Source organism: Mesorhizobium sp. 1B3 (assembly GCF_050958605.1).
Classification (GTDB): domain Bacteria; phylum Pseudomonadota; class Alphaproteobacteria; order Rhizobiales; family Rhizobiaceae.
In genome coordinates this window covers 414,753-438,703 of the sequence record NZ_JBJHDO010000002.1, presented here as the reverse complement: position 1 = coordinate 438,703, position 23,951 = coordinate 414,753, and the positions used below count along the sequence as shown (strand labels likewise).

Annotated in this window: 25 protein-coding genes; 13 read left to right on the top strand and 12 right to left on the bottom strand. The window is 62.9% G+C overall.

Going from position 1 to position 23,951, the window contains the following annotated elements:
- Window positions 1-39 precede the first annotated feature (39 nt).
- Entirely contained in the window at window positions 40-513 is a 474-nt protein-coding gene (locus ACCO56_RS07170) for an Lrp/AsnC family transcriptional regulator (protein WP_433639065.1), read from the top strand.
- A gap of 13 nt (window positions 514-526) precedes the next feature.
- On the opposite strand, the gene ACCO56_RS07165 is transcribed toward ACCO56_RS07170, so the two are convergent.
- From ACCO56_RS07165 to rfaE1, 3 genes are read right to left on the bottom strand one after another with little or no spacing between them, the layout of a single operon-like run.
- Window positions 527-1,177 (bottom strand): D-glycero-alpha-D-manno-heptose-1,7-bisphosphate 7-phosphatase, encoded by a 651-nt coding sequence (locus tag ACCO56_RS07165; protein WP_433639062.1) that lies wholly within the window; start codon window positions 1,175-1,177, stop codon window positions 527-529.
- Window positions 1,170-1,742, bottom strand: a complete 573-nt coding sequence (locus ACCO56_RS07160) for a D-sedoheptulose-7-phosphate isomerase (RefSeq protein ID WP_433639060.1) — start codon at window positions 1,740-1,742, stop codon at window positions 1,170-1,172. The genes ACCO56_RS07165 and ACCO56_RS07160 overlap by 8 nt, the downstream gene beginning before the upstream one ends.
- A gap of 7 nt (window positions 1,743-1,749) precedes the next feature.
- Window positions 1,750-3,237 carry a D-glycero-beta-D-manno-heptose-7-phosphate kinase gene (gene rfaE1, locus ACCO56_RS07155; RefSeq protein ID WP_433639058.1) on the bottom strand — a complete coding sequence of 496 codons (1,488 nt, stop codon included), beginning with the start codon at window positions 3,235-3,237 and terminating at the stop codon, window positions 1,750-1,752.
- Window positions 3,238-3,474: 237 nt separating this feature from the next.
- Here rfaE1 and rfaD point away from each other — a divergent pair, with 237 nt between their 5' ends.
- Genes rfaD through waaC form a run of 3 tightly spaced genes read left to right on the top strand, consistent with a single transcriptional unit; the run spans window position 3,475 to window position 6,361 of the window.
- Entirely contained in the window at window positions 3,475-4,425 is a 951-nt protein-coding gene (rfaD, locus tag ACCO56_RS07150; protein WP_433639056.1) for an ADP-glyceromanno-heptose 6-epimerase, read from the top strand.
- Complete coding sequence (gene waaF / locus ACCO56_RS07145) at window positions 4,398-5,399, top strand: lipopolysaccharide heptosyltransferase II (RefSeq protein ID WP_433639054.1); 1,002 nt, start codon at window positions 4,398-4,400, stop codon at window positions 5,397-5,399. The genes rfaD and waaF overlap by 28 nt, the downstream gene beginning before the upstream one ends.
- On the top strand, window positions 5,396-6,361 hold the full coding sequence (gene waaC, locus ACCO56_RS07140; protein ID WP_433639052.1) for a lipopolysaccharide heptosyltransferase I: 966 nt from the start codon (window positions 5,396-5,398) through the stop codon (window positions 6,359-6,361). The genes waaF and waaC overlap by 4 nt, the downstream gene beginning before the upstream one ends.
- A 75-nt stretch (window positions 6,362-6,436) precedes the next feature.
- Here the strand turns inward: waaC and greA are convergent, their stop codons facing one another.
- Complete coding sequence (gene greA / locus ACCO56_RS07135) at window positions 6,437-6,910, bottom strand: transcription elongation factor GreA (protein ID WP_433639050.1); 474 nt, start codon at window positions 6,908-6,910, stop codon at window positions 6,437-6,439.
- A gap of 279 nt (window positions 6,911-7,189) precedes the next feature.
- Here greA and ACCO56_RS07130 point away from each other — a divergent pair, with 279 nt between their 5' ends.
- Window positions 7,190-8,380, top strand: coding sequence for a PQQ-dependent sugar dehydrogenase (locus ACCO56_RS07130; RefSeq protein ID WP_433639048.1), 1,191 nt, complete (start codon window positions 7,190-7,192; stop codon window positions 8,378-8,380).
- A gap of 136 nt (window positions 8,381-8,516) precedes the next feature.
- On the opposite strand, the gene ACCO56_RS07125 is transcribed toward ACCO56_RS07130, so the two are convergent.
- Window positions 8,517-9,059, bottom strand: coding sequence for a tetratricopeptide repeat protein (locus ACCO56_RS07125; protein ID WP_433639046.1), 543 nt, complete (start codon window positions 9,057-9,059; stop codon window positions 8,517-8,519).
- A gap of 109 nt (window positions 9,060-9,168) precedes the next feature.
- A complete protein-coding gene (locus tag ACCO56_RS07120) occupies window positions 9,169-9,519 on the bottom strand; it encodes a DMT family protein (RefSeq protein ID WP_433639044.1) in 351 nt (116 codons plus the stop codon).
- A 132-nt stretch (window positions 9,520-9,651) separates the two neighbouring features.
- Between ACCO56_RS07120 and ACCO56_RS07115 the strand changes: the two genes are divergently transcribed.
- Window positions 9,652-10,077: a DUF3775 domain-containing protein gene (locus tag ACCO56_RS07115; protein WP_433639042.1), complete on the top strand. Its 426-nt coding sequence runs from the start codon at window positions 9,652-9,654 to the stop codon at window positions 10,075-10,077.
- 8 nt (window positions 10,078-10,085) lie between these two features.
- Here ACCO56_RS07115 and ACCO56_RS07110 read toward each other — a convergent pair whose 3' ends face one another.
- Window positions 10,086-10,418, bottom strand: coding sequence for a hypothetical protein (locus ACCO56_RS07110; protein ID WP_433639040.1), 333 nt, complete (start codon window positions 10,416-10,418; stop codon window positions 10,086-10,088).
- 19 nt (window positions 10,419-10,437) lie between these two features.
- Here ACCO56_RS07110 and ACCO56_RS07105 point away from each other — a divergent pair, with 19 nt between their 5' ends.
- From ACCO56_RS07105 to ACCO56_RS07095, 3 genes are all read left to right on the top strand, one after another.
- A complete protein-coding gene (locus tag ACCO56_RS07105; protein ID WP_433639038.1) occupies window positions 10,438-11,079 on the top strand; it encodes an extensin-like domain-containing protein in 642 nt (213 codons plus the stop codon).
- Window positions 11,080-11,332: 253 nt separating this feature from the next.
- Entirely contained in the window at window positions 11,333-12,277 is a 945-nt protein-coding gene (locus ACCO56_RS07100) for an extensin family protein (protein WP_433639798.1), read from the top strand.
- Between the two features lie 76 nt (window positions 12,278-12,353).
- Window positions 12,354-13,646 (top strand): hemolysin family protein, encoded by a 1,293-nt coding sequence (locus ACCO56_RS07095; protein ID WP_433639036.1) that lies wholly within the window; start codon window positions 12,354-12,356, stop codon window positions 13,644-13,646.
- A gap of 106 nt (window positions 13,647-13,752) precedes the next feature.
- Here ACCO56_RS07095 and ACCO56_RS07090 read toward each other — a convergent pair whose 3' ends face one another.
- Entirely contained in the window at window positions 13,753-14,355 is a 603-nt protein-coding gene (locus ACCO56_RS07090; protein ID WP_433639034.1) for an NADPH-dependent FMN reductase, read from the bottom strand.
- A gap of 85 nt (window positions 14,356-14,440) precedes the next feature.
- Here ACCO56_RS07090 and ACCO56_RS07085 point away from each other — a divergent pair, with 85 nt between their 5' ends.
- Complete coding sequence (locus ACCO56_RS07085; protein ID WP_433639032.1) at window positions 14,441-14,812, top strand: winged helix-turn-helix transcriptional regulator; 372 nt, start codon at window positions 14,441-14,443, stop codon at window positions 14,810-14,812.
- 20 nt (window positions 14,813-14,832) lie between these two features.
- Here the strand turns inward: ACCO56_RS07085 and ACCO56_RS07080 are convergent, their stop codons facing one another.
- Window positions 14,833-15,168, bottom strand: a complete 336-nt coding sequence (locus ACCO56_RS07080) for an acyl-CoA thioesterase (protein ID WP_433639796.1) — start codon at window positions 15,166-15,168, stop codon at window positions 14,833-14,835.
- 234 nt (window positions 15,169-15,402) lie between these two features.
- Here ACCO56_RS07080 and ACCO56_RS07075 point away from each other — a divergent pair, with 234 nt between their 5' ends.
- The 3 genes from ACCO56_RS07075 (at window position 15,403) to ACCO56_RS07065 (ending at window position 18,770) form a co-directional block, all read left to right on the top strand.
- Window positions 15,403-17,019 carry a GMC family oxidoreductase gene (locus ACCO56_RS07075; protein ID WP_433639030.1) on the top strand — a complete coding sequence of 539 codons (1,617 nt, stop codon included), beginning with the start codon at window positions 15,403-15,405 and terminating at the stop codon, window positions 17,017-17,019.
- Between the two features lie 11 nt (window positions 17,020-17,030).
- Complete coding sequence (locus ACCO56_RS07070; protein ID WP_433639029.1) at window positions 17,031-18,248, top strand: mandelate racemase/muconate lactonizing enzyme family protein; 1,218 nt, start codon at window positions 17,031-17,033, stop codon at window positions 18,246-18,248.
- A 297-nt stretch (window positions 18,249-18,545) separates the two neighbouring features.
- Window positions 18,546-18,770, top strand: a complete 225-nt coding sequence (locus tag ACCO56_RS07065; protein WP_433639026.1) for a KTSC domain-containing protein — start codon at window positions 18,546-18,548, stop codon at window positions 18,768-18,770.
- A 200-nt stretch (window positions 18,771-18,970) separates the two neighbouring features.
- Here ACCO56_RS07065 and ACCO56_RS07060 read toward each other — a convergent pair whose 3' ends face one another.
- The 3 genes from ACCO56_RS07060 to ACCO56_RS07050 form a co-directional block, all read right to left on the bottom strand.
- The gene (locus tag ACCO56_RS07060; RefSeq protein WP_433639024.1) at window positions 18,971-19,456 is read right to left on the bottom strand and encodes a hypothetical protein; all 486 of its coding nucleotides are present in this window, start codon (window positions 19,454-19,456) and stop codon (window positions 18,971-18,973) included.
- Between the two features lie 243 nt (window positions 19,457-19,699).
- Window positions 19,700-22,768: an excinuclease ABC subunit UvrB gene (gene uvrB, locus ACCO56_RS07055; protein WP_433639021.1), complete on the bottom strand. Its 3,069-nt coding sequence runs from the start codon at window positions 22,766-22,768 to the stop codon at window positions 19,700-19,702.
- A gap of 125 nt (window positions 22,769-22,893) precedes the next feature.
- Window positions 22,894-23,937, bottom strand: a complete 1,044-nt coding sequence (locus ACCO56_RS07050; RefSeq protein ID WP_433639019.1) for a DUF2218 domain-containing protein — start codon at window positions 23,935-23,937, stop codon at window positions 22,894-22,896.
- Between the last annotated feature and the right edge of the window lie 14 nt (window positions 23,938-23,951).

Sequence of the window (23,951 nt, the reverse complement as noted above, 5' to 3'; positions counted from 1 at the left end):
ATACGAAACATTGTTGCGCCGATTCGCGCTGGAGAACCAATGCCCCTCAAGGCCGATCTCGACGCCATTGACTGGAAGATCCTCCGGGAACTCCAAGGCGAAGGCCGCATCACCAATGTCGAACTATCGCGACGCGTAGGGATTTCCGCTCCCCCTTGCCTGCGGCGGGTCAAGCGGCTCGAGGATGGAGGCATCATCCAGGGCTACCGCGCGCTGCTCAACGCACCCGCACTAGGATACGACGTGGTCGCCTTCTGCCTGATCGGTCTCCAGCACCAGTCCGAAGCGGAGCTGAAAGCCTTCTCCGACCGCACCCGCAACTGGCCGATCGTCAGAAAAGCGTGGATGGTGTCGGGCGAATCCGACTTTCTCCTCCACTGCGTGGCGACCGATCTCGGCACGTTCCAGAGCTTCGTCATCGAGGAACTGACTTCGGCGCCGAACGTAGACACGGTGCGTACGGCGCTCACCATCCGTCAGATCAAGGACGAGGGGACGGTGGCGATCGGGTGAGGGATGCCCTCGCCTACCTGGACAGGCTTGAAATCGACTTCGCAAGGGCGGCGTAATCTCTCGCCTCGTTCAGCCTCCTGCAGGCAAAGCCGTCCCCAATCACCTCGTCTTTTCCGATCAGCCAACCCACCTGGAGGCCGGCGCGTCTGCCCGCTTCCATGTCGGACGGCTTGTCGCCCACAATGATCGAACGTCCGAGATCGATGCCGAGCATCGTGGCAGCCAGGAGCAGCATGCCTGGATTGGGCTTGCGCATCGGATGGTCGGCGATGTCGAAAGGTGGGAGCCCGGCTTCGTGATAGGCACAGGCGAGCACCATCGCGATTGCGCAGCCTTCGGCATGCAGCAGGTCGAGAAGCCGCGCATTCACCTTGGCGAAATCTTGCCAATCCAGCAGCCCGCGCGCCACGCCGGATTGGTTGGAGACGATGACAGCCGGCACGCCGGCGGCATTCGCCGCGCGGATGACGGGAAGGATCTCGGGCAGGAGCGAGATCTCATCCGGCGTTCGCGGATAGCCGGTGTCGACATTGACGGTGCCATCGCGGTCGAGGAACAGCGCCGGCCGATCGGCCGTCTCGGCCTTTCCGGCAAAACACTGGACCCAGAGGCCGGCTTCCTTCAGTGGCAGCTGGCCAGCCGGATCCGACACGCGCTCAGCCATTGCTCAGCCGCTCTTCCACCGCCTCGCAGAGATAGTGGTAGAGGCAGAGGTGCCCTTGCTGGATCATCGGCGTGAAGGACGACGGAACGTTGAGCAGGATGTCAGACAGCGCCGCCAGCTTGCCGCCGCTGTCCCCGGTCAGGGAAATGACCGACATGCCCATCGCCCTCGCCTGCTCGGCCGCAAGCAGTATGTTCTTCGAATTGCCGCTGGTGGAAATGGCGATCAGCACGGCGCCTTCCGCGCCATGCGCCTCGACCTGGCGCGAATAAACGGTGTCGAAACCGTAGTCGTTGCCCCAGGCCGTCAGCACGCCGGCATTGGCGGGCAAGGCGATCACGTTGTAGCCCCTGCGCTCCTTGAGGAACCGGCCGACCAGTTCGCCCGCGATATGGATCGCGTCGGCCGCCGAACCGCCATTGCCGCAGATGAGCAGCGGCTTGCCCGCACGAAGCGCAGTGACGGTAGCGTCCACCGCCTGTTCCATCGCGGTCGACAGGTCGCGCTCGGCCATCTCCTCGATGACCTTGGCCGAGCGCGTCAGGTAGTCGTTGAGCGAAGCCATCACAATCTCAATTGCTGCCCTTGGGAGAAGAAATCTTGCCGATGAGACCGGTCGTGCTCTTGCCTTCGACCAGGCTGGCGAGCACGACCCGCCCGCCGGACGCCTGGACGATATCGGCGCCGACGACCGTCTCGACGGTGTAGTCCGCCCCCTTCACCAGGACGTCCGGCTTGAGCCTTTCGATCAGGACGAGGGGCGTATCCTCGTCGAACACGACGACCAGGTCGACCGCCGCCAGCGCCGACAGGATGAAGGCGCGGTCGCGCGCCGTGTTCAGCGGTCGGCTTTCGCCCTTCAGGCGGCGAACGGACGCGTCGCTGTTGAGGCCGAGGATCAGCCGGTCGGCGGTCGCCCTGGCCTGCTGGATCAGCGACACATGGCCCGCGTGAAGGATGTCGAAGCAGCCATTGGTGAAGGCGACGCTCAGCCCCTCGCGCCGCCAAGCCGCGGCGATCTGCTCCGCGGTGTCGAGATCGACCACCGAGCGCTCGGAATGGGATGTCGTGTCGCTGCGGAACAGCGCGGCCACCAGCTCTTCCGACGAGACGCGCGCCGTCCCGCGCTTGCCGACCACCACGCCGGCGGCGGCGTTGGCGACAATCGCCGCTGCCTGGCGATCGAGCCCGGAAGCAAGCGACAGGGCAAATGAAGCCACCACCGTGTCGCCGGCTCCGGAGACGTCGAAAACCTCGCGAGCCTGGGTGGGGATGTGGCGCGCATCCTCCCTGCCCACCACGCTCATGCCCTTTTCGCTGCGGGTGGCAAGCACGAAATCGAAGCCGTGCGCGCCGATGAGCTGCCGCGCAGCCTCTACGACTTCCTCATCGCTGGCGATCGGGCGGCCAACCGCCTCGCCAAGTTCCTTGCGGTTCGGCGAAACCACGGTGGCGCCGGCATAACGCGAATAGTCATGCCCCTTCGGATCGACGACGATGCGCTTGCCCGCCGCCGTGCAGAGGCTGATCAGTTCGGCCGCGACCCCGTCGAGCAGCATCCCCTTGCCATAGTCGGAAAGCACGACGATATCGGCAAGCGGCAGGTGCCTGCGGAAACGCTCGACGATCGCTTGCCTATGATCACCGGAAAGGGGCCGTATCTCCTCTTCGTCGAAGCGCAGCACCTGTTGATTGAGCGCGCTGAATCGGGACTTGGAGGATGTCATGCGCGACGGGTCGGTCAGGATGCCGGAAACGTCCACGCCCTGGTTCTCCAGCGTCGCGACGATCGTGCGACCGGCGGCATCGTTGCCGACGGCCGCGACCGGCAAGGCCGACCCGCCGAGCGATACGATGTTCGACACGACATTGCCTGCGCCGCCCAGCGTGAAAGTCTCATCGCGTCCATGCAGGACAGGGATCGGCGCCTCCGGCGAGATGCGTTCGATCACCCCGCGAACGAAACGATCAAGGATGAAGTCCCCGACAACGAGCACCTTCGCTTCACGGAACCGGTCGATTGCCGTCAAGAGATCGGTGGGGCTTCGCGTGGCCGCCATCGGTTCCTGTTGCTGGGTTTTGCCCGAGAATTCGCTCATGCGCTGCGGATATACTGCAAAATACCGGGACGCAACCGGCACCCGAATGCGAACCGTGAATGGACAATGGTGAATGCAAATAGCGCCGATAGATGAGCTGCCACCAAGGCCGAAGCTCCTATCGACCAATTTTCCGTTCACCATTCGTCGCGAAAACGTCTAAGAGAGCGCCGAACGGACCGACGGCAGGAGAAACCGATGATCGTGGTAACCGGTGGCGCGGGCATGATCGGCAGCAACATCGTTGCAGCGCTGAATGCGGCTGGCCGCTCCGATATCATGGTCGTCGACGATCTGACCGACGGCACGAAATTCCGCAATCTCGCCGATCTCGCCATCGAGGACTACCTGGACAAGGACGAGTTCCTCGCTCTGATCGAGCGCGACGCGATCGGTCCCATGGACGTGGTGTTCCATCAGGGCGCCTGTTCGGCTACCACGGAATGGAACGGCAAGTTCATGATGGAAGTGAACTATGCCTATTCCAAGAAGCTCCTGCATTATTGCCTGAATGGGCGCATCCCATTTCTTTATGCGTCGTCGGCCGCGGTCTATGGCGGCGCTTCCGAATTCCGCGAGGAACCGGAGTTGGAGCGGCCCCTCAACGTCTATGGCTACTCCAAGAAGCTCTTCGACGATTATGTGCGTGCCAAGGTGTTGCCGGCCGAGCATTCACCCGTTGCAGGGCTGCGCTATTTCAACGTGTACGGCCCGCGCGAGTCCCATAAGGGGTCGATGGCTTCCGTCGCCTTCCACCTGTTCAACCAGGTCGAGCGCGGCGAGAACCCGAAGCTCTTCGGTGCCTATGATGGCTATGGCCCGGGTGACCAGAGCCGCGACTTCATCCATGTCGAGGACGTGGCGGACGTCAATCTTTGGCTATGGAACCGTGGTGTCAGCGGCATTTTCAATTGCGGCACCGGCCGAGCCGAGCCCTTCCGGGCCATCGCCGACACCGTGATTGCCGAGCTCGGCAAAGGTCAGGTCGAGTTCATCGATTTTCCCGATCACCTCAAGGGCCGCTATCAGAGCTTTACGCAGGCTGATATGACGCGGTTGCGCACGGCCGGCTACAATGGCGCCTTCCGCGACGTCAGAACTGGCACGAAAGACTATGTCGCATGGCTGAAGGCCCATCGATTCTCGTGATCGGCCCGCGCTGGGTGGGCGACATGGTGATGGCGCAATCGCTGTTCATCGCGCTTCGGCAGATCCACCCGGGCGCGGTGATCGACGTCATGGCCCCGGCCTGGGCAGCACCGCTCGTCGGCCGCATGCCTGAAGTGCGAACCCGCATCGATGCTCCGTTCTCACGCAAGAAGCTGGAGTTCGGCCTGCGGCGCCGCATCGGCCGTTCGCTGAAAGGCCGCTACGACCAGGCATTCGTCATGCAGGGAAGCTGGAAGTCGGCGCTCGTGCCATTCTTCGCCGGCATACCGCGACGCACGGGGCACCGGCGTGAAATGCGCTATGGCCTGATCAACGACATCGTTCCCCTGCCCGACGCGATAAAGCGCAAAACGGCCCAGGCGTTCTTCGGCCTGGCCCGTGGCGGAACCTTCCAGCCTCCGCAACTCGCGATCGACAAGGACAACCAGGTGGCGCTCCTTGCCCGGCACAGCCTGCCGGAGAAGCAATTTGTCGCACTGATGCCCGGCGCGGAATTCGGCCCGGCAAAGCGCTGGCCGTCTGAAAAATACGCTGCCTTTGCCCGCAAGATGATGGAGGACGGCCTGCAGGTCGCCCTGTTCGGCTCGGCCAACGACAAGCCGGTGACCAGCGAGATCGCCGATCTCGCACCAGGCGCGATCGATCTTGCCGGGACCACACGACTGGAAGATGCCATCGATCTGATCGCGGCGGCGCGGCTGGCCGTGTCGAACGACAGCGGATTGATGCATATCGCGGCGGCAGTGGGCACTCCCGTGGTCGCGGTCTACGGCTCGACCTCTCCGGAGAATACTCCCCCACTGAGCGACCAGCGGGATCTGGTGTGGCTCCATCTCGACTGCTCGCCTTGCCATCAGCGCGTCTGCCCGCTCGGCCATCTCGACTGTTTGAACAAGCTCGACGCGGATCGCGTCCTGGCGGCCGCCCGGAAGCTGATGCGGGCAGTCGCATGAGGGTGCTTATCGTAAAGACGTCGTCGATGGGTGACGTCATCCACACCTTCCCCGCAGTGACCGATGCGCTGACCGCGCGCGCGGATCTCTCGCTGGACTGGTGCGTGGAAGAGCCCTTCGCGGGCCTCGTCGCCCTGCATCCGGGGATCGGCCATATCCACAAGGTTGCCCTCCGCAGTTGGCGCAAGAGCGCGCTCTCCAGCGAGACGCGATCGGCCGTCGACAACGTCAAGCGCGACATGCGCGAACGCCGCTACGACCTCGTGATCGACGCGCAAGGCCTCCTCAAAAGTGTGTTTCTGGCCAGAATGGCCGGAGCACCCATTGCGGGCTTCGACAGGCAAAGCGTAAGAGAGAGCCTCTCGGCTCTGTTTTATCGCCATCGCTTCAGTGTGGCGCGCGATCTTCACGCGATCACTCGGACCAGGCTGCTCTTCGGCGCGGCACTCGGCTATCAGCCGGACCTGGATCGCCTCGACAACGGCATCGTCGCTCCAGTCGCTCAGACGCCCCGTTATGGAGACCGTACGGTTTTCCTGCTCCACGGAACCAGTTGGGAAAGCAAGAAATGGCCGGTCGAATCCTGGATCGCCGTGGCCAGAGCACTGGCGACACGCGGGCTGACGCCGGTGACGACTTGGTCGAACCCGGCGGAGCGAGCCGTGGCGCAGGCAATCGCGCAGGCGGTGCCGCAGTCGGCTGTCATCGATCGTTCGCCGCTCGCCACAATCGCTGCCGAGATCGGCCGCGCGACCTTGGTGATCGGGGCAGATACGGGGCTGACGCATCTCGCCAGCGCCTTCGGGCTACCGACGATCGCCATCTTCCTGGCCACGCAACCGGGGCTGACGGGGCCATTGGGGCCGCATTCCATCGTGCTGGAGAGAGAAACGCCCGGCGTGGCGGTCACGCCGGCGCGCGTTGTCGGCATAGCCAATGAAATGCTCGGCCAGCCAATGTGACCCGCCGAGCGGCGCCAGACTTTTCGGATCGAAACCTTCCGAGATCCGATCCGGTGTCCGGTTCGATTTGCTTGATTAGATGAAATTGACCTGAACGATTTCGAAGCCGCGAGCGCCGCCGGGTGCGTTGACTTCGATGGCGTCGCCCACCTCCTTGCCGATCAGCGCGCGGGCGATCGGGGACGAAATGGAGATCCGCCCCGACTTCACGTCCGCCTCCTGATCGCCGACGATCTGGTAGGTCTTCTCTTCCTCGGTGTCCTCATCGACAAGCACGACGGTCGCGCCGAACTTGATCTTGTCACCGGAAAGCTTGGAAACGTCGATCACTTCGGCACGCGCGATGAGATCCTCGAGCTCGGCGATACGTCCCTCGTTGAGGCTCTGCGCCTCCTTCGCGGCGTGATATTCCGCGTTCTCCGAGAGGTCGCCATGCGAGCGTGCTTCCGAAATCGCTTCGATGATGCGCGGACGTTCCTCTTGCTGACGCCAGCGAAGCTCTTCCTTCAGCGTCTGGAACCCGTTTGCGGTCATCGGGACCTTGTTCATTTCAACCTCTTCTCTTGTCCGCCCTACGGCATCATCCTGGCCGTACGGCAAAAAGAAAACGGTCCGGCAGCCCTAGGCTGGCGGAGCCGTCTCATTTCGAACTTCCGTAATATAGCAACGCTTCCGGTATTTTCACGCTAAAAATCCGGTTTTGATGATTTGGTCGCGGCCGCAAGTCTTAATTCCCCTTCCCTCGGCGGCTGCAGCCAAGAGAATCTTTGCCCAAACGCTTGCTTGATTCGCCCTCACCCTGTTGTGATCGAGGATACACGGCTTTTGATGCCTGTCACCGCCCTGCTTGCTTGCAAGGACCAGCCGAACGCTTATGTCGATCAGATGTTCCAGAGCTTGCGCATCCTCGCCGCCCTTTCAGCCGCCAGCCTTCCCGTCGCCGGATCGGCCGCGGAAAGCCGAACCTTCAGGACCGACACGGTCAATGTGCAGGCCACCACCCTCGCCGACGGGCTCGAGCATCCCTGGGGTCTCGATTTCCTGCCTGACGGCAGCGCGATCGTGACGGAGCGGCCGGGTCGCATGCGCATACTCAGCAACGGGTCGCTGTCCGGTCCGCTCCAGGGGGTGCCCAAAGTGTGGGCGCAAGGTCAGGGTGGCCTGCTGGACGTCGTCGCCGCACCGGATTTCTCCACTTCTGGCATGATCTTCTTCAGTTTTTCACAACCCGGCAAAGGCGGCGCGGGAACAGCGGTAGCGCGGGCACGACTGGTCCGCGACGACGGCAAACCAAGACTGGAGGATGTCGATGTCGTCTTCTCGATGGCCAGGAAAACCGGCAAGGGGCAGCATTTCGGCTCTCGTCTGGTGTTCCATTCCGACGGCACCCTCTTCATCACCACCGGCGACCGTGGCCAGGGCGACCGTGCCCAGGACATGGCGGACAGCGCCGGCGCCGTTATCCGCATCAATCCAGACGGCTCGGCCCCCAAGGACAATCCCAAGCCCGATGGGTGGCTGCCTCTGTTGTGGTCGAAGGGCCATCGCAACATCCAGGGCGCTGCCTTCGATCCCGTCTGGGACGGTCTCGCCACGGTCGAACATGGCGCGAGAGGCGGGGACGAGGTGAACCAGCCGCAGGCCGGCCGCAATTACGGCTGGCCCGTGATCTCCTACGGCGTCAACTATTCCGGCTCCAAGATCGGCGTCGGCACGGCAGCAGAAGGCTACGAGCAGCCCCTCTACCACTGGGATCCGTCCATCGCTCCGTCAGGGCTCGCCTCCTACCAAGGAAACATGTTTCCGGAATGGAAAGGAGACCTCCTCGTCGGCTCCTTGAAATTCGAACTTCTTGTGCGGCTCGACCGGGACCGGGCCGGCAAGATCGTCGGCGAGGAGCGCATCTTGGAAGGTGAATTCGGCCGCATCCGGGACGTCAATGTCGCCCCCGACGGCTCGGTTTGGCTGCTCACCGACCAAAGCAATGGCTCGATCATTCGCCTCACACGCGCGGACTAAGCGCTTCGCGGCTAAGTGACCCGGCGCTTGACGGCATGCTCGTACCGGCAAGAGAATGGGCGGCTGCGCTGCGGCCGCCCATTCTGGCCTCGTCTCTCACCCACTCCCGCAGCCCGTGAGAGGGCGAAGTCCCGCATCATCCTCGTCTCTGGAATTGCAAGATCTGTTCGGAGAGCTCTGTGTATTCCGCGCAGCCCCGGCCGCACCTTTTCTCGATCTCGCGGAGCTGTTCGCGGGCGGAATTGACGTCGCCGAGCTGGAGGTGGGCCTCGCCCAGATATTCGCGCGCAAGCGTGTAATCGGGATTGGCCCGCAGCGCTTCCTCATAGTAGCCGAGCCCTACCTGCACTCGACCCTGCTTGCGGTGGGAATAGCCGAGATAATTGAGGATCCGCGGGTCCGATTTGTCGGCGGCAAGGCTGAGGACGACGATCGCTTCGCCATAGCGGCCGGCATTGGCCAGGTCGCGCCCCGCCTCGTAGAGGCTGTCGTCGTCGATCTCACCCCTTTTTGGGGTCACGCATTTCTGCCTTTTGGCGTCCCATACCTGCCCCCTCTTGCACTGGCTGGTCGTCTGGCCGCCGCCTCCGCCGCCGCCACCACCCGCCGAAAGGGCAGGCGTCGCCAGGAGCGGTCCCGCGAGAAGCATCCAAGCCAAGGCGAGGGTTAGTCTCTGCATGGGAGCCTCCTTCCTAGTCCTTGGATGTCCAACGCTTGCGCCCAGGCGTCTATTCCCAGCCTCGCGTAATTTTTGCTCCTCTCGACGCAAACCTTTCCGCAGCCATGCTCTAGGCGCGGAAGATCAGGGCCGCTCCGCCAGCAATGAGTATGAAGCCGAGGACATGATTCCAGGTAATCGCCTCCTTCAGGTAGAACACTGAAAAGACGACGAAGACACTGAGCGTGATGACCTCCTGGATCGTCTTGAGCTGCGCGGCCGAATAGACCTCATGGCCGATGCGGTTAGCGGGCACGGCAAGCCAGTATTCGATGAAGGCGATGCCCCAGCTAAAGAGAACCGCCGTGTAGAGCGGCCACATCTTGAACTTCAGATGGCCGTACCAGGCAAAGGTCATGAAGACATTCGACGCAACCAGCATGAGGATTGGCAGGATTTTTGGCGAGAGAAGCGTTGTCATCGGACCATCTTGAATAGGTGAAGCGGCGCATTTCAGCGCCCCGCCCCTTCCTGTCAATCCATGCCGCGCCATCCTTCTGCCGCAACGCCACGAAATGCGTTATCATCACCGCGCCCGAAGATGGAGGTGGCTGTGCGGCACCCTGACGAGAAGGAATGGGAACTTACCATCGACCCGGACACCGTGCGGCTGTTCATCCTCAAGGCAAAGGCGATCGGCGCCGCGATGAACGACGACTATGCGGGCGGCAGCGAGCACGAGATCGAACTCGACGGGGATGCCCGTGACAGCCATAACCACGACGGCCTCGCCGAGGAGGAGGAGGAAAATCTCACAGAAGAGGAATTACGCGAATTGATCGACGACCTGAACGTCGACGAGGCTGCGGACCTGGTTGCCCTCGTGTGGATCGGCCGCGGCGACTACGACGCGGCGGAATGGGCCGACGCCGTCAACGAAGCACGGCAACGCAGCAACAAGCGTACGTCGTCCTATCTCCTCGGCCTGCCGATGCTGGCCGACTATCTGGAAGAAGGGTTGGAAGCAATCGGCGCGTGACGAACCCGTCACTCAAAGTGATTCAGCCGAACAAAGCCAATCAATCCGTTGATTATCTTACGTTTGACGGTGGCACCGGCCAGGGATTGGATCTTGGTCGCGAGCGACGTGGCTTCCAATCCGTGACGCCCGTGGCATGTTCCCGCCATGGCATTGTTGGCGATCCGACTGGCGACCGGCCTCCTCTGCATGATCCAGGCGTTGGCTTGCGCAAGCACCGCATCAGCGCTCGACCTGCCTGCCCGGGCGCCGAAGCCGGCGTCTTCGCCGCTTGCTCCGACAGACGTCAACCCGCCGCCACTGCCTTCGCCGCGTCCGCAACATGGCGCTTCACCAACCATCCCGGGAAATCGGGGGCCATTGCCTTCAACACGTCCGGTTCCCGAACAGGCCCCTGCGCCAGCCGCGCCGCCTCGGAGCGACGAGACGGCGGACGAGTCGCGCCGGGCCACCCCGCCGGTTCCGACGGATGAGCTTGCGTGCCGTGCGCGGTTGCGCGCACTCGGCGTCGATTTCTCAGACCATGCCCCGATCGATGAGGCGCCAGGCTGCATTGTCGCACACCCTCTGACCATCAAGTCCTTCGGCAAAAACATCGATCTCGCGCCGGAAGCCGTACTCAACTGCGCCACGGCCGAGGCAACCGCACGTTTCCTGGCCGATGTCGTCGCCCCCGCCGCCAAATCTGTGTTCGACGACGACCTTCTGGCCATAAGCCACGGCTCCGCTTTCGTCTGCCGTCCCCGCAACGGCACGACCAAACTCTCCGAGCACGCCTTCGGCAATGCCATCGACATCGGCGGTTTCAAGCTGGCCGGCGGCCGGACCATAAACGTGACCGCGGCAACCGACTCCAGGGAAGCCGACTTTCTCTCCAGGGTGAGGATGGCCGCATGCGGACCGTTCAAGACGGTCCTCGGCCCCGGGACGGATGCCGATCATGCGCAGCATTTCCACTTCGACCTCGCCAAGCGTCGCAACGGCGGAACCTACTGCCGATGAAGCTGAGATTTCGGCGGCCTGAATCAGGCCGCAGGCGTAAAAGCTCGCGCTGAGTTTTCCTTTACCCTTCGCTCCTATTCTGGGCACCGAACGCGCACGAACGGGTCGATGTCGACCACGGCATCGGTCCGAAGATCGAGAGCGATTTTTTGCAGCGCTGACCTTTGGTTCGGAAAGCCGGATGCACAAATTCACAGAGACAGAGCGTCCCTTGCGCGCCCAAGCGGCCGCGCAGTGGCCCGTGGCGGACAGGATGGCTGCCGTCGCGTCGCGCTGCCGCCGGCTCCCGCGAAAGCCGATCCTTCTGAGCCTCGCTATCGGCCTGGCTGTCATTTCGGCCTGCAGCACCGACAACGTGCTCTCGCTGCGCCCGGAGGTCGATGTCGGGGTAACGACCGCCGCTTTGCCGGGCGGCGTCAGCAATCTGGCTCCTCCTGCACCGGTCCCAACCTATCAAGCCCGCACCCCTCCTTCGGCCGAGCCCGCTCCTGCCATCGCCGAGCCAGCTCTCACAGAGCCAGCCCTCGTCGAGACTGTGCCGGTCGTACCTGATTCGGTCGAGCCAGCCCCGATCACGCCGCAACTGGTTGGTTATCCGCATGTCGACGACCCGACGCTTTCTCCTCGTATGACGCCGGCGGAGCCGAACATTATGCCGGCCGACGAGGTGTCGTGCCGCCAGGAGCTTAAGCGGCTGGGCGTCCGCTACGAGGAATTGCCGCCGATCGACGACGGCGGTCTGTGCGCGATCGATCATCCGGTCAAAGTGTCGGCCATTGGCAATGTCCAGGTAAAGCCGGCCGCCACGCTTCGCTGCGAGATGGCGGCAACGATCGCCCTTTGGACGCGCCGGGAACTGATCCCTGCCGCCCGCACCCGCTACTTCTCAGGCGTCAAGACGATCCATCAAGGCTCGAGCTATTCCTGCCGCCGGATTCGCGGCACGAGGACGGCGTCGGAACATTCCAAGGGCAATGCCCTCGACATCATGCGCGTCGAGCTCAAGAACGGTCGCGACATCGACGTGCGCAAGCCTGGATGGTTCGCGTTCCGCCAGCGCGGTTTTCTGAATTCCGTGCGCGCCGACGGCTGCGACTATTTCACCACGGTTCTCGGGCCAGGTTACGACCATGACCACAGGGATCATTTCCACTTCGACATCAAGGAGCGCCGCAACGGCTATCGCGCCTGCCGGTGAGGGCTGACCAAAAACCCTGTCGGCCCCGTGTTTTTTGCTCTTCATCAAGCGCCGGGCACAATGCTATTGGGTCTCTATGATTTACATAGAAATCGCGACGGTCGTTGTACTCGTCGTCCTTAACGGTCTCCTCGCAATGTCCGAGCTGGCCGTGGTCTCCTCCCGGCCGGCCCGGCTGAAAGCCATGATCGAACGCGGGATCAAGGGAGCCGGTCCCGCCCTGGCGCTTGGCGAAAATCCTGGCCGTTTCCTCTCGACGGTGCAGATCGGGATTACGCTCGTCGGGGTTCTGTCGGGCGCATTTTCAGGGGCGACGCTGGGCGAACGGCTGGCCCGGCTGCTGTCGGAAAACGGTATGAGCACGGGGGCTGCCAACGCTTTGGGCGTCGGCATCGTGGTTGCCGCCATCACCTATGTGTCCCTCATCATCGGCGAGCTGGTGCCAAAGCAGATCGCCCTACGCAATCCGGAAGCGATCTCTGTCCGTGTGGCGCCCGCCATGACGCTTCTGGCCAAGGTGGCCGCGCCGGTGGTGTGGCTGCTCGATATTTCCGGCCGCGGCGTCCTGTGGATCATGGGCCAGCGCGAGGAAAGCGCCGAAAAAGTCACCGACGAGGAGATAAAGATGCTGGTGGCGGAGGCCGAGCATCACGGAACGATCGAATCCGACGAACGGCGAATGATTGCCGGCGTCATGCGCCTGGGTGACCGCGCCGTGCGCGGAGTCATGACCCCTCGGACGGAAGTGGACTGGATCAACCTCCAGGCGGACGAAGCGACAACCCGCAAGCTGCTGATGGAGACGCCGCACTCTCGGCTGCCCGCCGGAGAAGGCAGCGTCGATGCCATGGTCGGCGTCGTGCAGTCGCGCGAAGTGCTTGCCGCCGTCCTGGCAGGCCAGCCTTTCGATCCGCGCCGGCATCTGCGGCCCGCTCCCATCGTCCACGACCAGGCAGACGCCCTGGACGTCCTGGCGACCCTGAAGGATTCGGACGTGCCGATGGCGCTCGTGCATGACGAGTACGGGCATTTCGAAGGCATCGTCACGCCGGCCGACATATTGGAGGCGATCACCGGCGTGTTTCGCTCCGATCTCGACGAGGACGACCAGCTTGTCGTACAGCGCGAGGACGGCTCATGGCTGCTCGCCGGCTACATGCAGGCGGACGAGATGGCCGATCATCTCGGCATCGAGCTTCCGGAAAACCGCGACTACGAGACCGTTGCCGGCTACATCCTCTCCCATATGCACCACCTTCCCGTCACCGGCGAGTCGGTGGACGCCCAGGGCTGGCGCTTCGAGGTGGTCGATCTCGATGGTCGCCGTATCGACAAGGTGATTGCATCGAGGCTGCCGACTGCCCAGTAGCGTGGGATCGAGAGCCGTCTCGGAGAGCGCGTAGGGCAGCGCGTTGCGCTGCCCCTGCTGAGAATGATCCCGCAAGTGGGAGACCCGCGAGAGCAAGTGAAACCGTTCAGGCGGCCTTGGCATCCGCGCCCGCAGCATCTGCATCCCGCGCTGCCTTAAGGGCACGACCGAACCAGGAGAGCTGGTCGAGCATCTCGTTCGCGGCAGCGCCGAGGTGATCGAACTCGGCAATGTTCTGGCCGCCCTTGATCGCCGAATAATCTGCCCACACGATGTGGACGGCGGTCCTCACCGGGGCCATCTGCAGCTCGATCGCATTGAGGCGGAGCTGCTCGACCGCACGGGCGCCACCGACACCGCCGTAGCCGACGAAACCAGCGGGCTTCTTGTTCCATTCGGTATAGGCATAGTCGAGAGCGTTCTTCAGAGCCGCCGTCGGCCCGCGCGTATATTCACCGGTCACGAAAATGAAGCCGTCGAATTCGTCGACCTTCTTCTGCCACTTCTGAGCGACCTCGTTCTGTGACGGGACCCACAGGGAGGAGGCGACCTCGTCGAAGAACGGCAGCGGATAGTCGCGCAGATCGACGACCTCAACCTCGAGGTCACCACGCTTTGCTGCAAGATCGGCGATCCATTTGCCGGGCACATCCGCGAATCTGGCTTCGCGCGTCGAGCCGAGCACCACGGCAATCCTGGGCTTGGACATTGTCTTCTCCTTTCAGAATCTGGTATACTTTGGAAACTGGCACTATCTAGGTGACCAATGCCGCAGTGCACAAGGAGGCACTTTTTTGAAACCAAGGCACCCGCACCGCAGTGAAGACTGCCGCGCCGTCAGCGAGATCCTTCAGCGCGTGGGCGACAAATGGACGGTCCTGGTTGTCGGCAAGCTCGGCGACGGGCCGATGCGCTTCAGCGAGCTTCGTCACGCCGTCGGCGGCATTTCCCAGAAGATGCTGACCACCACCCTGCGCGGCCTGGAACGTGATGGATTCGTTACAAGAACGGTGTTTCCCACCATTCCGCCACGTGTCGATTACGAACTCACCGATCTCGGCCGCGAGCTGCTGGTGCCGGTCAACGCGCTCGGGGAGTGGGCGCGCTTGAACACGGCACGGGTCAGGGAAGCGCGCATGCGTTTCGACCTCGCGCACGCCGCGTAAACATTTCCGGAACGGACTGTTCACGCCTGGGGGACGGGCGTCGGCTTTCCGCTGGCGTCGAGGCGCACCATGACGAAATCGGCGTCGGTGACTTTCTCCATGAGGTCCGACAGATAGCGCTGCGCCCAGGCCTCGACCTTGAGCACCATCGAGGTCCGTCCAATTCGTTCGATATGGGTGTAGATGCAAAGCGTATCGCCGATCTTCATCGGCTTGGCGAACGACATCTCCTTCACGGCGGCAGTGACTACCCTGCCCTTCGCCCGCTCGGCGGCCCGGATGCCGCATGCCAGGTCCATCTGGGCCATGACCCAGCCGCCGAATATGTCGCCCGCAGCATTGGCGTCGGCCGGCATGGCGAGCGTCCGCAAGGTCAATTCGCCGACCGGCTTTTCCGTCTCCACCGTCTCATCCTCTCGTTGATCCGCCCGTTCGTAAGGCCGGCCTGACGAGCCGTCAACGCGCCTTCGCAAATGTTCGGGGCAGTCGCTTTTTTCACAGGCCATGCCGTAAGGCCGACCTGTGCAGTGGAAACGCGAGACTAGGCTTGGCCGCATATCGTTCCAGCCGGGCGTTGAGCGACACTATCCATGCAGACCTATGATTTCATCGTCGTCGGCTCGGGCTCCGCCGGTTCGGTAGTCGCGGAGCGCCTGTCGGCGAGCGGCCGCTTCTCCGTGCTGGTGCTCGAGGCGGGTGGCTCGGACCGCCGCTTCTTCGTGCAGATGCCGCTCGGCTACGGCAAGACCTTCTTCGATCCAGCCGTCAACTGGAACTACAAGACCGAGCCCGATCCCGGGCTGGCCGGAAACGCCGACCACTGGCCGCGCGGCAAGCTGCTCGGTGGCTCGAGCTCGATCAACGCCATGGTCTGGATCAGGGGCCAGCGCGAGGATTTCGACTCCTGGCGCGACGCCGGCAATCCCGGCTGGGGATTCGATGATCTTCTGCCGATCTTCAAGGCGGTCGAGGACAATGAGGCCGGCGCCGACGATTGGCGTGGCCGGGCCGGGCCGATCCACGTCACCGACAACAGACGGAACGTGCATCCTCTCTGCCAGCGCTTCCTCGCTGCCGGCAAGGAACTCGGCCTGCCCTTGAACTCCGATTTCAACGGCGCGGAGCAGGACGGCGTCGGCATCTATCAGATCACCACGAAAGGTGGCCGCCGTATGTCCGCTGCCCGCGCCTTCCTGCGCCCCGCAATGAAGCGGCCGAACGTCCGTGTCGAAACCGGCGCGCTCGCGACCCGGGTCCGCTTCGAAGGCAGTCGTGCAGTGGGCGTCGACTATTGCAAGGACGGGCGCCCCTGTTCGGTCGGCGCGGCTCGGGAAGTGGTGCTTTGCGCCGGCTCCGTCAACACGCCGCAATTGCTGCAGCTTTCCGGCGTCGGCCCCGCTCCCCTGCTAAGGGAGTTCGGGATCGCAGTCGTCCATGCGAACGACCATGTCGGTGCCAATCTCCAGGATCATCTCGGCATCAATTATACCTACAAGGCCACCGTGCCCACGCTGAACCAAGTCCTGCGCCCTTGGTGGGGCAAAGCACTCGTGGGAATGCAGTATCTTCTGCTGCGCACTGGACCCCTGTCGATGAGCATGAACCAGGGCGGCGGCTTCTTCCGTACCGATCCGGGGCGAGAACGAGCCAACATGCAGCTCTATTTCCAGGCATTCTCGACAGTCATCCCCAAGACCGGCGAGCGACCGATCCTGACGCCCGACCCCTGGCCGGGCTTTTCGATCGGGCTGTCCAACTGCCGACCGACCAGCCGCGGCTCGATCATGATCCGCTCCGGGAACCCCTCGGCCTACCCGAAGATCGTTGCCAATGCCTTTTCGACCGACGAGGATGTCGCCGAGATGCTGGATGCCGTGAAATTCCTGCGCCGGATGGCAGCGACGAGGGTGCTGTCGGAGGTCATCGCCGAGGAAGTGCTGCCCGGACCCGCCTGCCGCACGGACGAAGAGCTGGTCCTCGACTTCCGCAGGCGCAGCGGCACGGTCTATCATCCCGTCTCGACCTGCCGCATGGGTCCGGATCCGAATACCGCAGTCGTGGACTCCCGGCTGAAGGTGCATGGCCTCTCTGGCCTGCGCATCGTCGATGCCTCGATCTTTCCCGGCAACGTCACCGGCAACACCAATGCCGCAACGATGGTGACCGGCTGGAAGGGCGCGGATCTCATTCTCGCGGACCATCGATAACGGAGGGCCTCATGAAGATCACGGACGTCAAGACCTTTGTCGTCGGCAATCCGCCCCCGGGCATCGGTGGTCGTTACTTCATCTTCGTCAAGCTCGTCACCGATGGCGGCGTCGTCGGCTACGGCGAGGCCTACAATGCCACATTCGGACCACATGTGACGGCGAAGATGATCGAGGACTGTGCCGAGCGCTATCTGGTCGGCCAGGACCCGCACGATATCGAGACCTTCTTCCGGCGCGCCTATTCATCGGGTTTCACGCAAAGGCCTGACGTTTCGATGATGGGCTGTGTGTCGGCGCTCGAAATAGCTTGCTGGGATATCATCGGCAAGGAAGCGGGCAAACCGGTCTACAAGCTGCTCGGCGGCCAGGTGCACGAGACGCTGCGGTCCTACACCTATCTCTACCCTCACACCGGCAGCGCCTTCCCCAGCGAGGCCGATGATCCCGACCGGAACGTCTACAACGACCCCGAGCTTGCTGCCGAATGCGCGGCGCTCTATGTCGCGCAAGGCTTCAACGCCGTAAAGCTCGACCCGGCAGGGCCCTACACCGTCTTCGACGGCCACCAGCCCCGGCTGGTCGATATCGACCTGTCGGCCCGCATGGTGAAGGCGATCCGCGAGGCGGTGGGAAACAAGGCCGACATATTGTTCGGAACGCACGGCCAGTTCACGGCATCGGGCGCCTTGCGCATGGCGCGGGCCATAGAGCCATACGACCCGCTCTGGTTCGAGGAGCCTGTTCCGCCGGATGCGCCGGAAGTGATGGCGCAGGTAGCGCGCGGCACGTCTATCCCCATCGCGACCGGGGAAAGACTGACGACGAAATGGGAGTTCGCAAGGGTCATCGAGACCGGCGCCGCGACGATCCTGCAGCCCGACCTCGGACGATCCGGAGGCATCCTCGAAACCAAGAAGATCGCGGCTATGGCCGAAGCGCGTCACATCCAGGTCGCCCCCCACTGCTACTGCGGACCGATCGTCGGAGCGGCCAACATCCAGCTCGCCGTCACGCTGCCGAACTTCCTGATCCTGGAGTCGCTGAAACAATGGGATGGTTTCCACGGTAAGCTCTTGAAGAAGAAGATCGCCTGGGAGAACGGCAACGTCATTCCCTCCAGGGAACCCGGGCTCGGTGTCGAACTCGACGAAGCGGTCTGCGAGGCTCATCCTTGGGGCGGCAAGCCGCTGCATCTGGAGATGGCGCAAGGGCCGCTCTTTCCCTAAGCATGTCGTTTACCCAAAACCGCTGCACACTTTTGGGTGACATACATTAGGATTTCGGTTCGAGAACAAGGGGTTGGGAAGACATTCGGAATCGCTTTGGAAGCAGCATCGGTTCCAGGCCGACGGTCATGGCGAACGGCGTCATTTTCCTGTCGTAGCAACCATTGCCGGCCGGAAGCTGGCTAGGGGTGATCAGCAGAGAGTATTGCAGCGCATCTCATTCCGGATGGAACGCATGCCGCTTGCAGGCGTTGCGTCAGCAAGGGACTTACGTCGGAAGCCAATGCTGTCATCGCTATGACAATCGTAGAGAAAATCGAGATCCCGCCCTCGGAAGCGATTGCATCGGTCCGATATTTTCCTGAGGCTGAAGACCTCGAGGTAACGTTCCAGAGTCGTTCGATCTATCTCTACTATCATGTACCGCCGGTGATCGCCGAGGGATTCTCCGATGCTGAATCGGCAGGCGAATATTTTCACGACAATATTCTCGACCGATACGAATTCGCTCGACTGAAATAACTGCCAGGACGACACCCGATCGATCCAGATCACCTCAGACGACCGCAATCCTCGCAGATCATCGCTCGTGTGTCGAAACGCGCGGCACGTGGTTCTTTAAAGCATTTTCGTCGAAGTGTGCAGCGGTTTCGGGGAAAAAGACATGCGCTATCAAGAATCTACAGCGCATGTCTGCGAAACCACAGTGTTCGAGATGAGGGCTACTTACGATCTTTTTCCCGCTCGGCCTCACGTTTCTGCCGCAGGACCTCGTCGGTTCCGACAAGATGCTTTGCACCTCCAGGGATCGATGTGGACACCACGGCGGGCGGATCGCTCGCTGGGAAGGTATCTTCAAGGCCAGACTGAAGCTGCTCCTCCAGCGTCTGCGCCTCCTCGGATCGCCCCTCGGTCCGCCGACCTTTGATGTCTTCACACAGTTGCTTGGTATCGGGAGAGCTTCGAACCTCTTTGACGACCGAATAGAGTTGCTCGATGGCGAACTCTCTCATGGATTCGAATTCCGCCCTTTCGTCATTGGTCCCCTCGATCAGGTCCGCCATCGACTTCTCGAAGCGATCGATCGCGTCCACACCCTGGGACTGACATAGACGGCGAAGAGCCTCCCGAAGAAGCAGCGGACCAAAGAATGCAGACGAAGCAAGTTTGATCTGTTCGAGCTTCTGTGGGTCGGTGGAGTTTAGCATCGTTAGCCTCCGAATCCGGACCACAGTTAACTGCGCTCGACGCCCCCCGGTTCCATCGAGTCCGTGGCGCGGTCTCTGTGGCTGTGGATTTTTTTCTGCGGCGCTCGTGGTGGCCGGCGTGGCTACGATCGAGGCTGGAGGCTAAAGCGTGTCGCTGGCAATCGGATTCGGGTGACACGCTTTAGGTCTTTGTTTTGCCGCATTCTCGCGACGCCGACCGAATCCGGTCGGCTGCGAAATGCTCTAGTGCCCGGGCCGCCCCGATTTGCGTGACCGCCGCCTGCGCTGTCGCTCATCCGCGGGATCCTCGTAGGATCCAATGCCGGCACGCTCTGGGCGTACAGGCCGCGCATCGTCGGAGCCACCGAGATCCGGCTTGGGCGGGGTCGGCCCTTCCACCGGTTTCTCGGTGCGGCGGACGGTCATCTCGTCGAGCGTGTTCTTGCGGAACAACGACCGGTCGCCCCCCTCTCCCGGCGTGCCGTAGTCGGCGCCATGAGCTTCCTGATGGCTCTGCTTCTTGAACAGCGAACGCGGGACGGCATTTGCGGGAACCGCAACGTCGGCGCCCATCTCGTCGAGATGCGGCTTACGGAACACGCCCTTTCCGGAGGGCTTGGCCATGTCCGTTCCCGGCCCCATGTCGTCGAGCGACGGCTTCTGGAACAGCGACCGGCCCGATGGCCCTTCCCCGGCGACACGGTGGCGGGCCACGCCCTTGTTGTGCTTGCCCTTCTCGCGCCCGGAAACGGGGCTCTCGCGTTCGGCTTCGCGCGCCAGGGGATCGTCGGATACGGTAAGTTCCATCTCGCGCAGGCGCTTGATCTCGTCGCGCATGCGCGCTGCCTTCTCGAAATCGAGATTGGCGGCCGCGTCGCGCATGGCCTTCTCCAGATATTCCAGATGGGCCTTGAGATTGTTGCCCATCATCGCCCCTTCGCTCTGGGCGAAACTGGAAATGTCGGCGCGGACATGATCCTTCTCGTAGACGGAATCGAGAATGTCGGCGATGCGCGACTTCACGCTTTCCGGCGTGATGCCGTTCTCGGCATTCCACGCCATCTGCTTCTCGCGGCGTCGCTGGGTCTCGGCCATCGCCCGCTCCATCGAGCCTGTTATCTGGTCGGCATAGAGGATGACGCGGCCGTCGACATTACGGGCAGCGCGGCCGATCGTCTGGATGAGCGAGGTCTCGGAGCGGAGGAACCCTTCCTTGTCGGCATCCAGGATCGCAACGAAGCCACATTCGGGAATGTCGAGGCCCTCGCGCAGCAGGTTGATGCCGACGAGCACATCGAAGGCGCCGAGCCTCAAATCCCTGATGATCTCGATGCGTTCCAACGTCTCGATGTCGGAATGCATGTAGCGCACGCGAATGCCTTGTTCGTGAAGATATTCGGTCAGGTCCTCGGCCATGCGCTTTGTCAGCACCGTGACCAGCGATCGGTACCCCGCCTTCGCAGTGGCGCGGATTTCGCCGAGCACGTCGTCGACCTGCGCCTTGGCGGGACGGACCTCGACCGGCGGGTCGATCAGGCCGGTCGGCCGGATGACCTGCTCGGCAAATACGCCGCCTGCCTCTTCCATCTCCCAGGCGCCAGGCGTCGCCGAGACGGCGACGGTGAGCGGACGCATCGCGTCCCATTCCTCGAAACGCAGCGGCCTGTTGTCCATGCAGGACGGAAGACGGAAACCATATTCGGCGAGCGTCGCCTTGCGCCGGAAGTCGCCGCGATACATGCCGCCAATCTGCGGCACGGTCACGTGGCTCTCGTCGATGAAGATCAGCGCATCGTCCGGGATGTATTCGAAGAGCGTCGGCGGCGGTTCGCCCGGCTGACGTCCCGTGAGATAGCGCGAGTAGTTCTCGATGCCAGCGCAAGAGCCGGTGGCTTCCAGCATTTCGACGTCGAAGCGGGTGCGCTGCTCGAGCCGCTGTGCCTCAAGCAGGCGACCGGCACGGTTGAGCTCGTCGAGCCGGAACCTCAGTTCCTCCTGGATCGACTTGATTGCCTGGTTGAGCGTCGGCCGAGGGGTCACATAGTGCGAGTTCGCGTAGATCTTGACGCTCTTCAGGGCACCGGTCTTCTGGCCGGTCAGCGGATCGAACTCGGTGATGGCCTCGATTTCGTCGCCGAACATCGAGATGCGCCAGGCGCGATCCTCAAGGTGGGCCGGGAAGATCTCGATGGTGTCGCCGCGCACCCGGAACGAGCCGCGCACGAAATTGATGTCCTGCCGCTTGTACTGCTGGGCAACGAGATCCGCCAGCAGCTGGCGCTGGTCGAGCCTGTCGCCGACCTCCATCTGGAAGGTCATCGCCGTATAGGTCTCGACCGAGCCGATACCATAGATGCAGGATACCGAAGCGACGATGATCACGTCGTCCCGTTCGAGCAGCGAGCGCGTCGCCGAGTGGCGCATACGGTCGATCTGTTCGTTGATCGAGGATTCCTTCTCGATATAGGTATCGGTGCGAGGGACGTAGGCTTCCGGTTGGTAGTAGTCGTAATAGGAAACGAAATACTCGACCGCATTGTCCGGAAAGAACTGCTTGAATTCTCCGTAGAGCTGAGCAGCCAGCGTCTTGTTCGGCGCCAGGATCAGCGCGGGGCGCTGCGTCTCCTCGATCACCTTCGCCATCGTGAAGGTCTTGCCGGAACCGGTGACCCCGAGCAGCACCTGCGTGCGGTCGGCGCGACCGACACCCTCGACAAGATCGGCGATAGCGGTCGGCTGGTCGCCGGCCGGCGCGAAATCGGACTTCATCTGGATGCGAATGCCGCCTTCCGATTTCTCCGGGCGTTCAGGCCGGTGCGGCGTCCAGATCTTGCCGTTCTTATGCAGCGGATTGCCGCTCTCGATCAGCTTCGAGAGCGCCGCAACCGTGGCGGTGACGCCCGAAGTCGGGAGGGACTCCGCGTCTTCCAGCGAGATGTCGAGGCCGGCGACCGGATTGAGGCCCGCCGCGGCACGCTCCTTGGCGCTGGCGGCCCCGCCCATGGAGGTTCCGCGCGCCGTCTTGGTCGGCGCGGCCGAACGCTCCGGGATCTTCTTTCTCGGCTTGACGGGCTTGGCTTCCCCGCCGCCGCGGGGTTCCGTATCCGCCTCGCGCGCGATCTGCTGCGCCCATTCCGAGACGGAGCCGGACAAAGACGCGCCGGACAACTCGGCCTGCGGCGCCTCCGAAAATCCCTTGGGCTCGAGCGGCTCGGACGCATCCAAGAAATCAGTCAGGGGACTGCGTCTTTTCCGGCTGCCGAAACGATCGTCCTTCGCCGGAGGCGACTTTCTGTCTGGGGTTTTGGCCATGGCCTGAATATGGGAGGAGTCCGGCCAAATGGAAAGGCCGAACATCCCAGCGTCGAAAACGACTGCGACCATCCTGACAGTAAGCTGTCAGGATCAGTGCGGCACTGCATCAGTGCCTTGGGTGATCATTCCCCCTCCGCGCCGCGCCGCCAATATGCGACCGCGAGCTGATCCCCCTTGGCGATGCCGCATTCGTCTCGCCAATATCGCCGTATCTTCTGGATGGCGTCGAATTCCGCGCCGGCCCAGCAGAAATGGGCGCGATCGTTCGGAATCGAGATCTCACGCACGACAGCATCGAGCGAAGGCGAACCGCCTTCCCGATAAAGCCAGCGCAGCAGGACACCGTCGGGCTTCGACAGGGCAATCCGATCCGCTTCGCCTGGGATCTCGATGATCGCATGGCCGGCGGCAGTCGCCGGCAAGCTTTCGAGAATGCGGGCGATGGCAGGCAGTGCCGTTTCATCCCCGACAAGCAAATGCCAGTCGGCCGCCCGGGCACTGCGCCCACCTGGACCGGCCATGCCGATGACGTCGTCGGGTCGGGCGCGCGCCGCCCAGTCGCTGCCGGGTCCGGCATCGGCATGCAGCACGAAGTCGATGTCGACCTCGCCGGAGCCAAGCTCAATCCGGCGGATCGTGTATTTTCGCACTTGTGGCCTTTTTGCCGGATCGATCGCATGCGCAAGGCCGTCAACACCTCGGGTCGGCCATTCCGGCGCCTGTCCCTCGGGCGGGAAAAACAGTCGCACATGCAGGTTGTCGTCGGACGCGAAGCGATCGAGATCCGGTCCGGTCAGCGTTATGCGTCGCATATGCGGAGTGAGATCCAGCACGCGCAATACGCGCATTTCGCGGAAGTCGGAAAACTCCTTCCTTTCCGCAAAGCCTGACCAACGGATCTCCGGCACTTCCGGATAGGCGAATTCAAGCACGTGAGCGGCAAGGAAGGCGGTAACGTCCTCCAGGCCCGCCTGGCTCGGCGCGTGGGCTTCCAGGGCCAGTTCCCCGGCCATCGAGCGAATGACCGCCTCGGCATCCTGCAGTCTGGCCCTTGCGACGCCGCCATCGACCGTCACGTCGACGTCATGTTCGGCCATGTGCGCCCGCAATGCCTCCATCACTGCGACAGGTTTGCTGAGACGAACGTAGGCATGAGTGGACGGCAAGAGGTTGCTCCATT

What these genes read in the sequence shown, in the direction of transcription:
- ACCO56_RS07170 (WP_433639065.1), top strand. Translation starts at nt 40, where the DNA reads ATGCCCCTCAAGGCCGATCTCGACGCCATTGACTGGAAGATCCTCCGG.
- ACCO56_RS07070 (WP_433639029.1), top strand. Translation starts at nt 17,031, where the DNA reads ATGAAGATCACGGACGTCAAGACCTTTGTCGTCGGCAATCCGCCCCCG.
- rfaD (WP_433639056.1), top strand. Translation starts at nt 3,475, where the DNA reads ATGATCGTGGTAACCGGTGGCGCGGGCATGATCGGCAGCAACATCGTT.
- waaF (WP_433639054.1), top strand. Translation starts at nt 4,398, where the DNA reads ATGGCTGAAGGCCCATCGATTCTCGTGATCGGCCCGCGCTGGGTGGGC.
- greA (WP_433639050.1), bottom strand. Translation starts at nt 6,910, where the DNA reads ATGAACAAGGTCCCGATGACCGCAAACGGGTTCCAGACGCTGAAGGAA.
- ACCO56_RS07110 (WP_433639040.1), bottom strand. Translation starts at nt 10,418, where the DNA reads ATGGTTGGTGAAGCGCCATGTTGCGGACGCGGCGAAGGCAGTGGCGGC.
- ACCO56_RS07090 (WP_433639034.1), bottom strand. Translation starts at nt 14,355, where the DNA reads ATGTCCAAGCCCAGGATTGCCGTGGTGCTCGGCTCGACGCGCGAAGCC.
- ACCO56_RS07095 (WP_433639036.1), top strand. Translation starts at nt 12,354, where the DNA reads ATGATTTACATAGAAATCGCGACGGTCGTTGTACTCGTCGTCCTTAAC.
- ACCO56_RS07080 (WP_433639796.1), bottom strand. Translation starts at nt 15,168, where the DNA reads ATGCCGGCCGACGCCAATGCTGCGGGCGACATATTCGGCGGCTGGGTC.
- ACCO56_RS07160 (WP_433639060.1), bottom strand. Translation starts at nt 1,742, where the DNA reads ATGGCTTCGCTCAACGACTACCTGACGCGCTCGGCCAAGGTCATCGAG.
- ACCO56_RS07075 (WP_433639030.1), top strand. Translation starts at nt 15,403, where the DNA reads ATGCAGACCTATGATTTCATCGTCGTCGGCTCGGGCTCCGCCGGTTCG.
- waaC (WP_433639052.1), top strand. Translation starts at nt 5,396, where the DNA reads ATGAGGGTGCTTATCGTAAAGACGTCGTCGATGGGTGACGTCATCCAC.
- ACCO56_RS07100 (WP_433639798.1), top strand. Translation starts at nt 11,333, where the DNA reads ATGGCTGCCGTCGCGTCGCGCTGCCGCCGGCTCCCGCGAAAGCCGATC.
- ACCO56_RS07165 (WP_433639062.1), bottom strand. Translation starts at nt 1,177, where the DNA reads ATGGCTGAGCGCGTGTCGGATCCGGCTGGCCAGCTGCCACTGAAGGAA.
- ACCO56_RS07130 (WP_433639048.1), top strand. Translation starts at nt 7,190, where the DNA reads ATGCCTGTCACCGCCCTGCTTGCTTGCAAGGACCAGCCGAACGCTTAT.
- ACCO56_RS07060 (WP_433639024.1), bottom strand. Translation starts at nt 19,456, where the DNA reads ATGCTAAACTCCACCGACCCACAGAAGCTCGAACAGATCAAACTTGCT.
- uvrB (WP_433639021.1), bottom strand. Translation starts at nt 22,768, where the DNA reads ATGGCCAAAACCCCAGACAGAAAGTCGCCTCCGGCGAAGGACGATCGT.
- rfaE1 (WP_433639058.1), bottom strand. Translation starts at nt 3,237, where the DNA reads ATGGCGGCCACGCGAAGCCCCACCGATCTCTTGACGGCAATCGACCGG.
- ACCO56_RS07120 (WP_433639044.1), bottom strand. Translation starts at nt 9,519, where the DNA reads ATGACAACGCTTCTCTCGCCAAAAATCCTGCCAATCCTCATGCTGGTT.
- ACCO56_RS07065 (WP_433639026.1), top strand. Translation starts at nt 18,546, where the DNA reads ATGACAATCGTAGAGAAAATCGAGATCCCGCCCTCGGAAGCGATTGCA.
- ACCO56_RS07125 (WP_433639046.1), bottom strand. Translation starts at nt 9,059, where the DNA reads ATGCAGAGACTAACCCTCGCCTTGGCTTGGATGCTTCTCGCGGGACCG.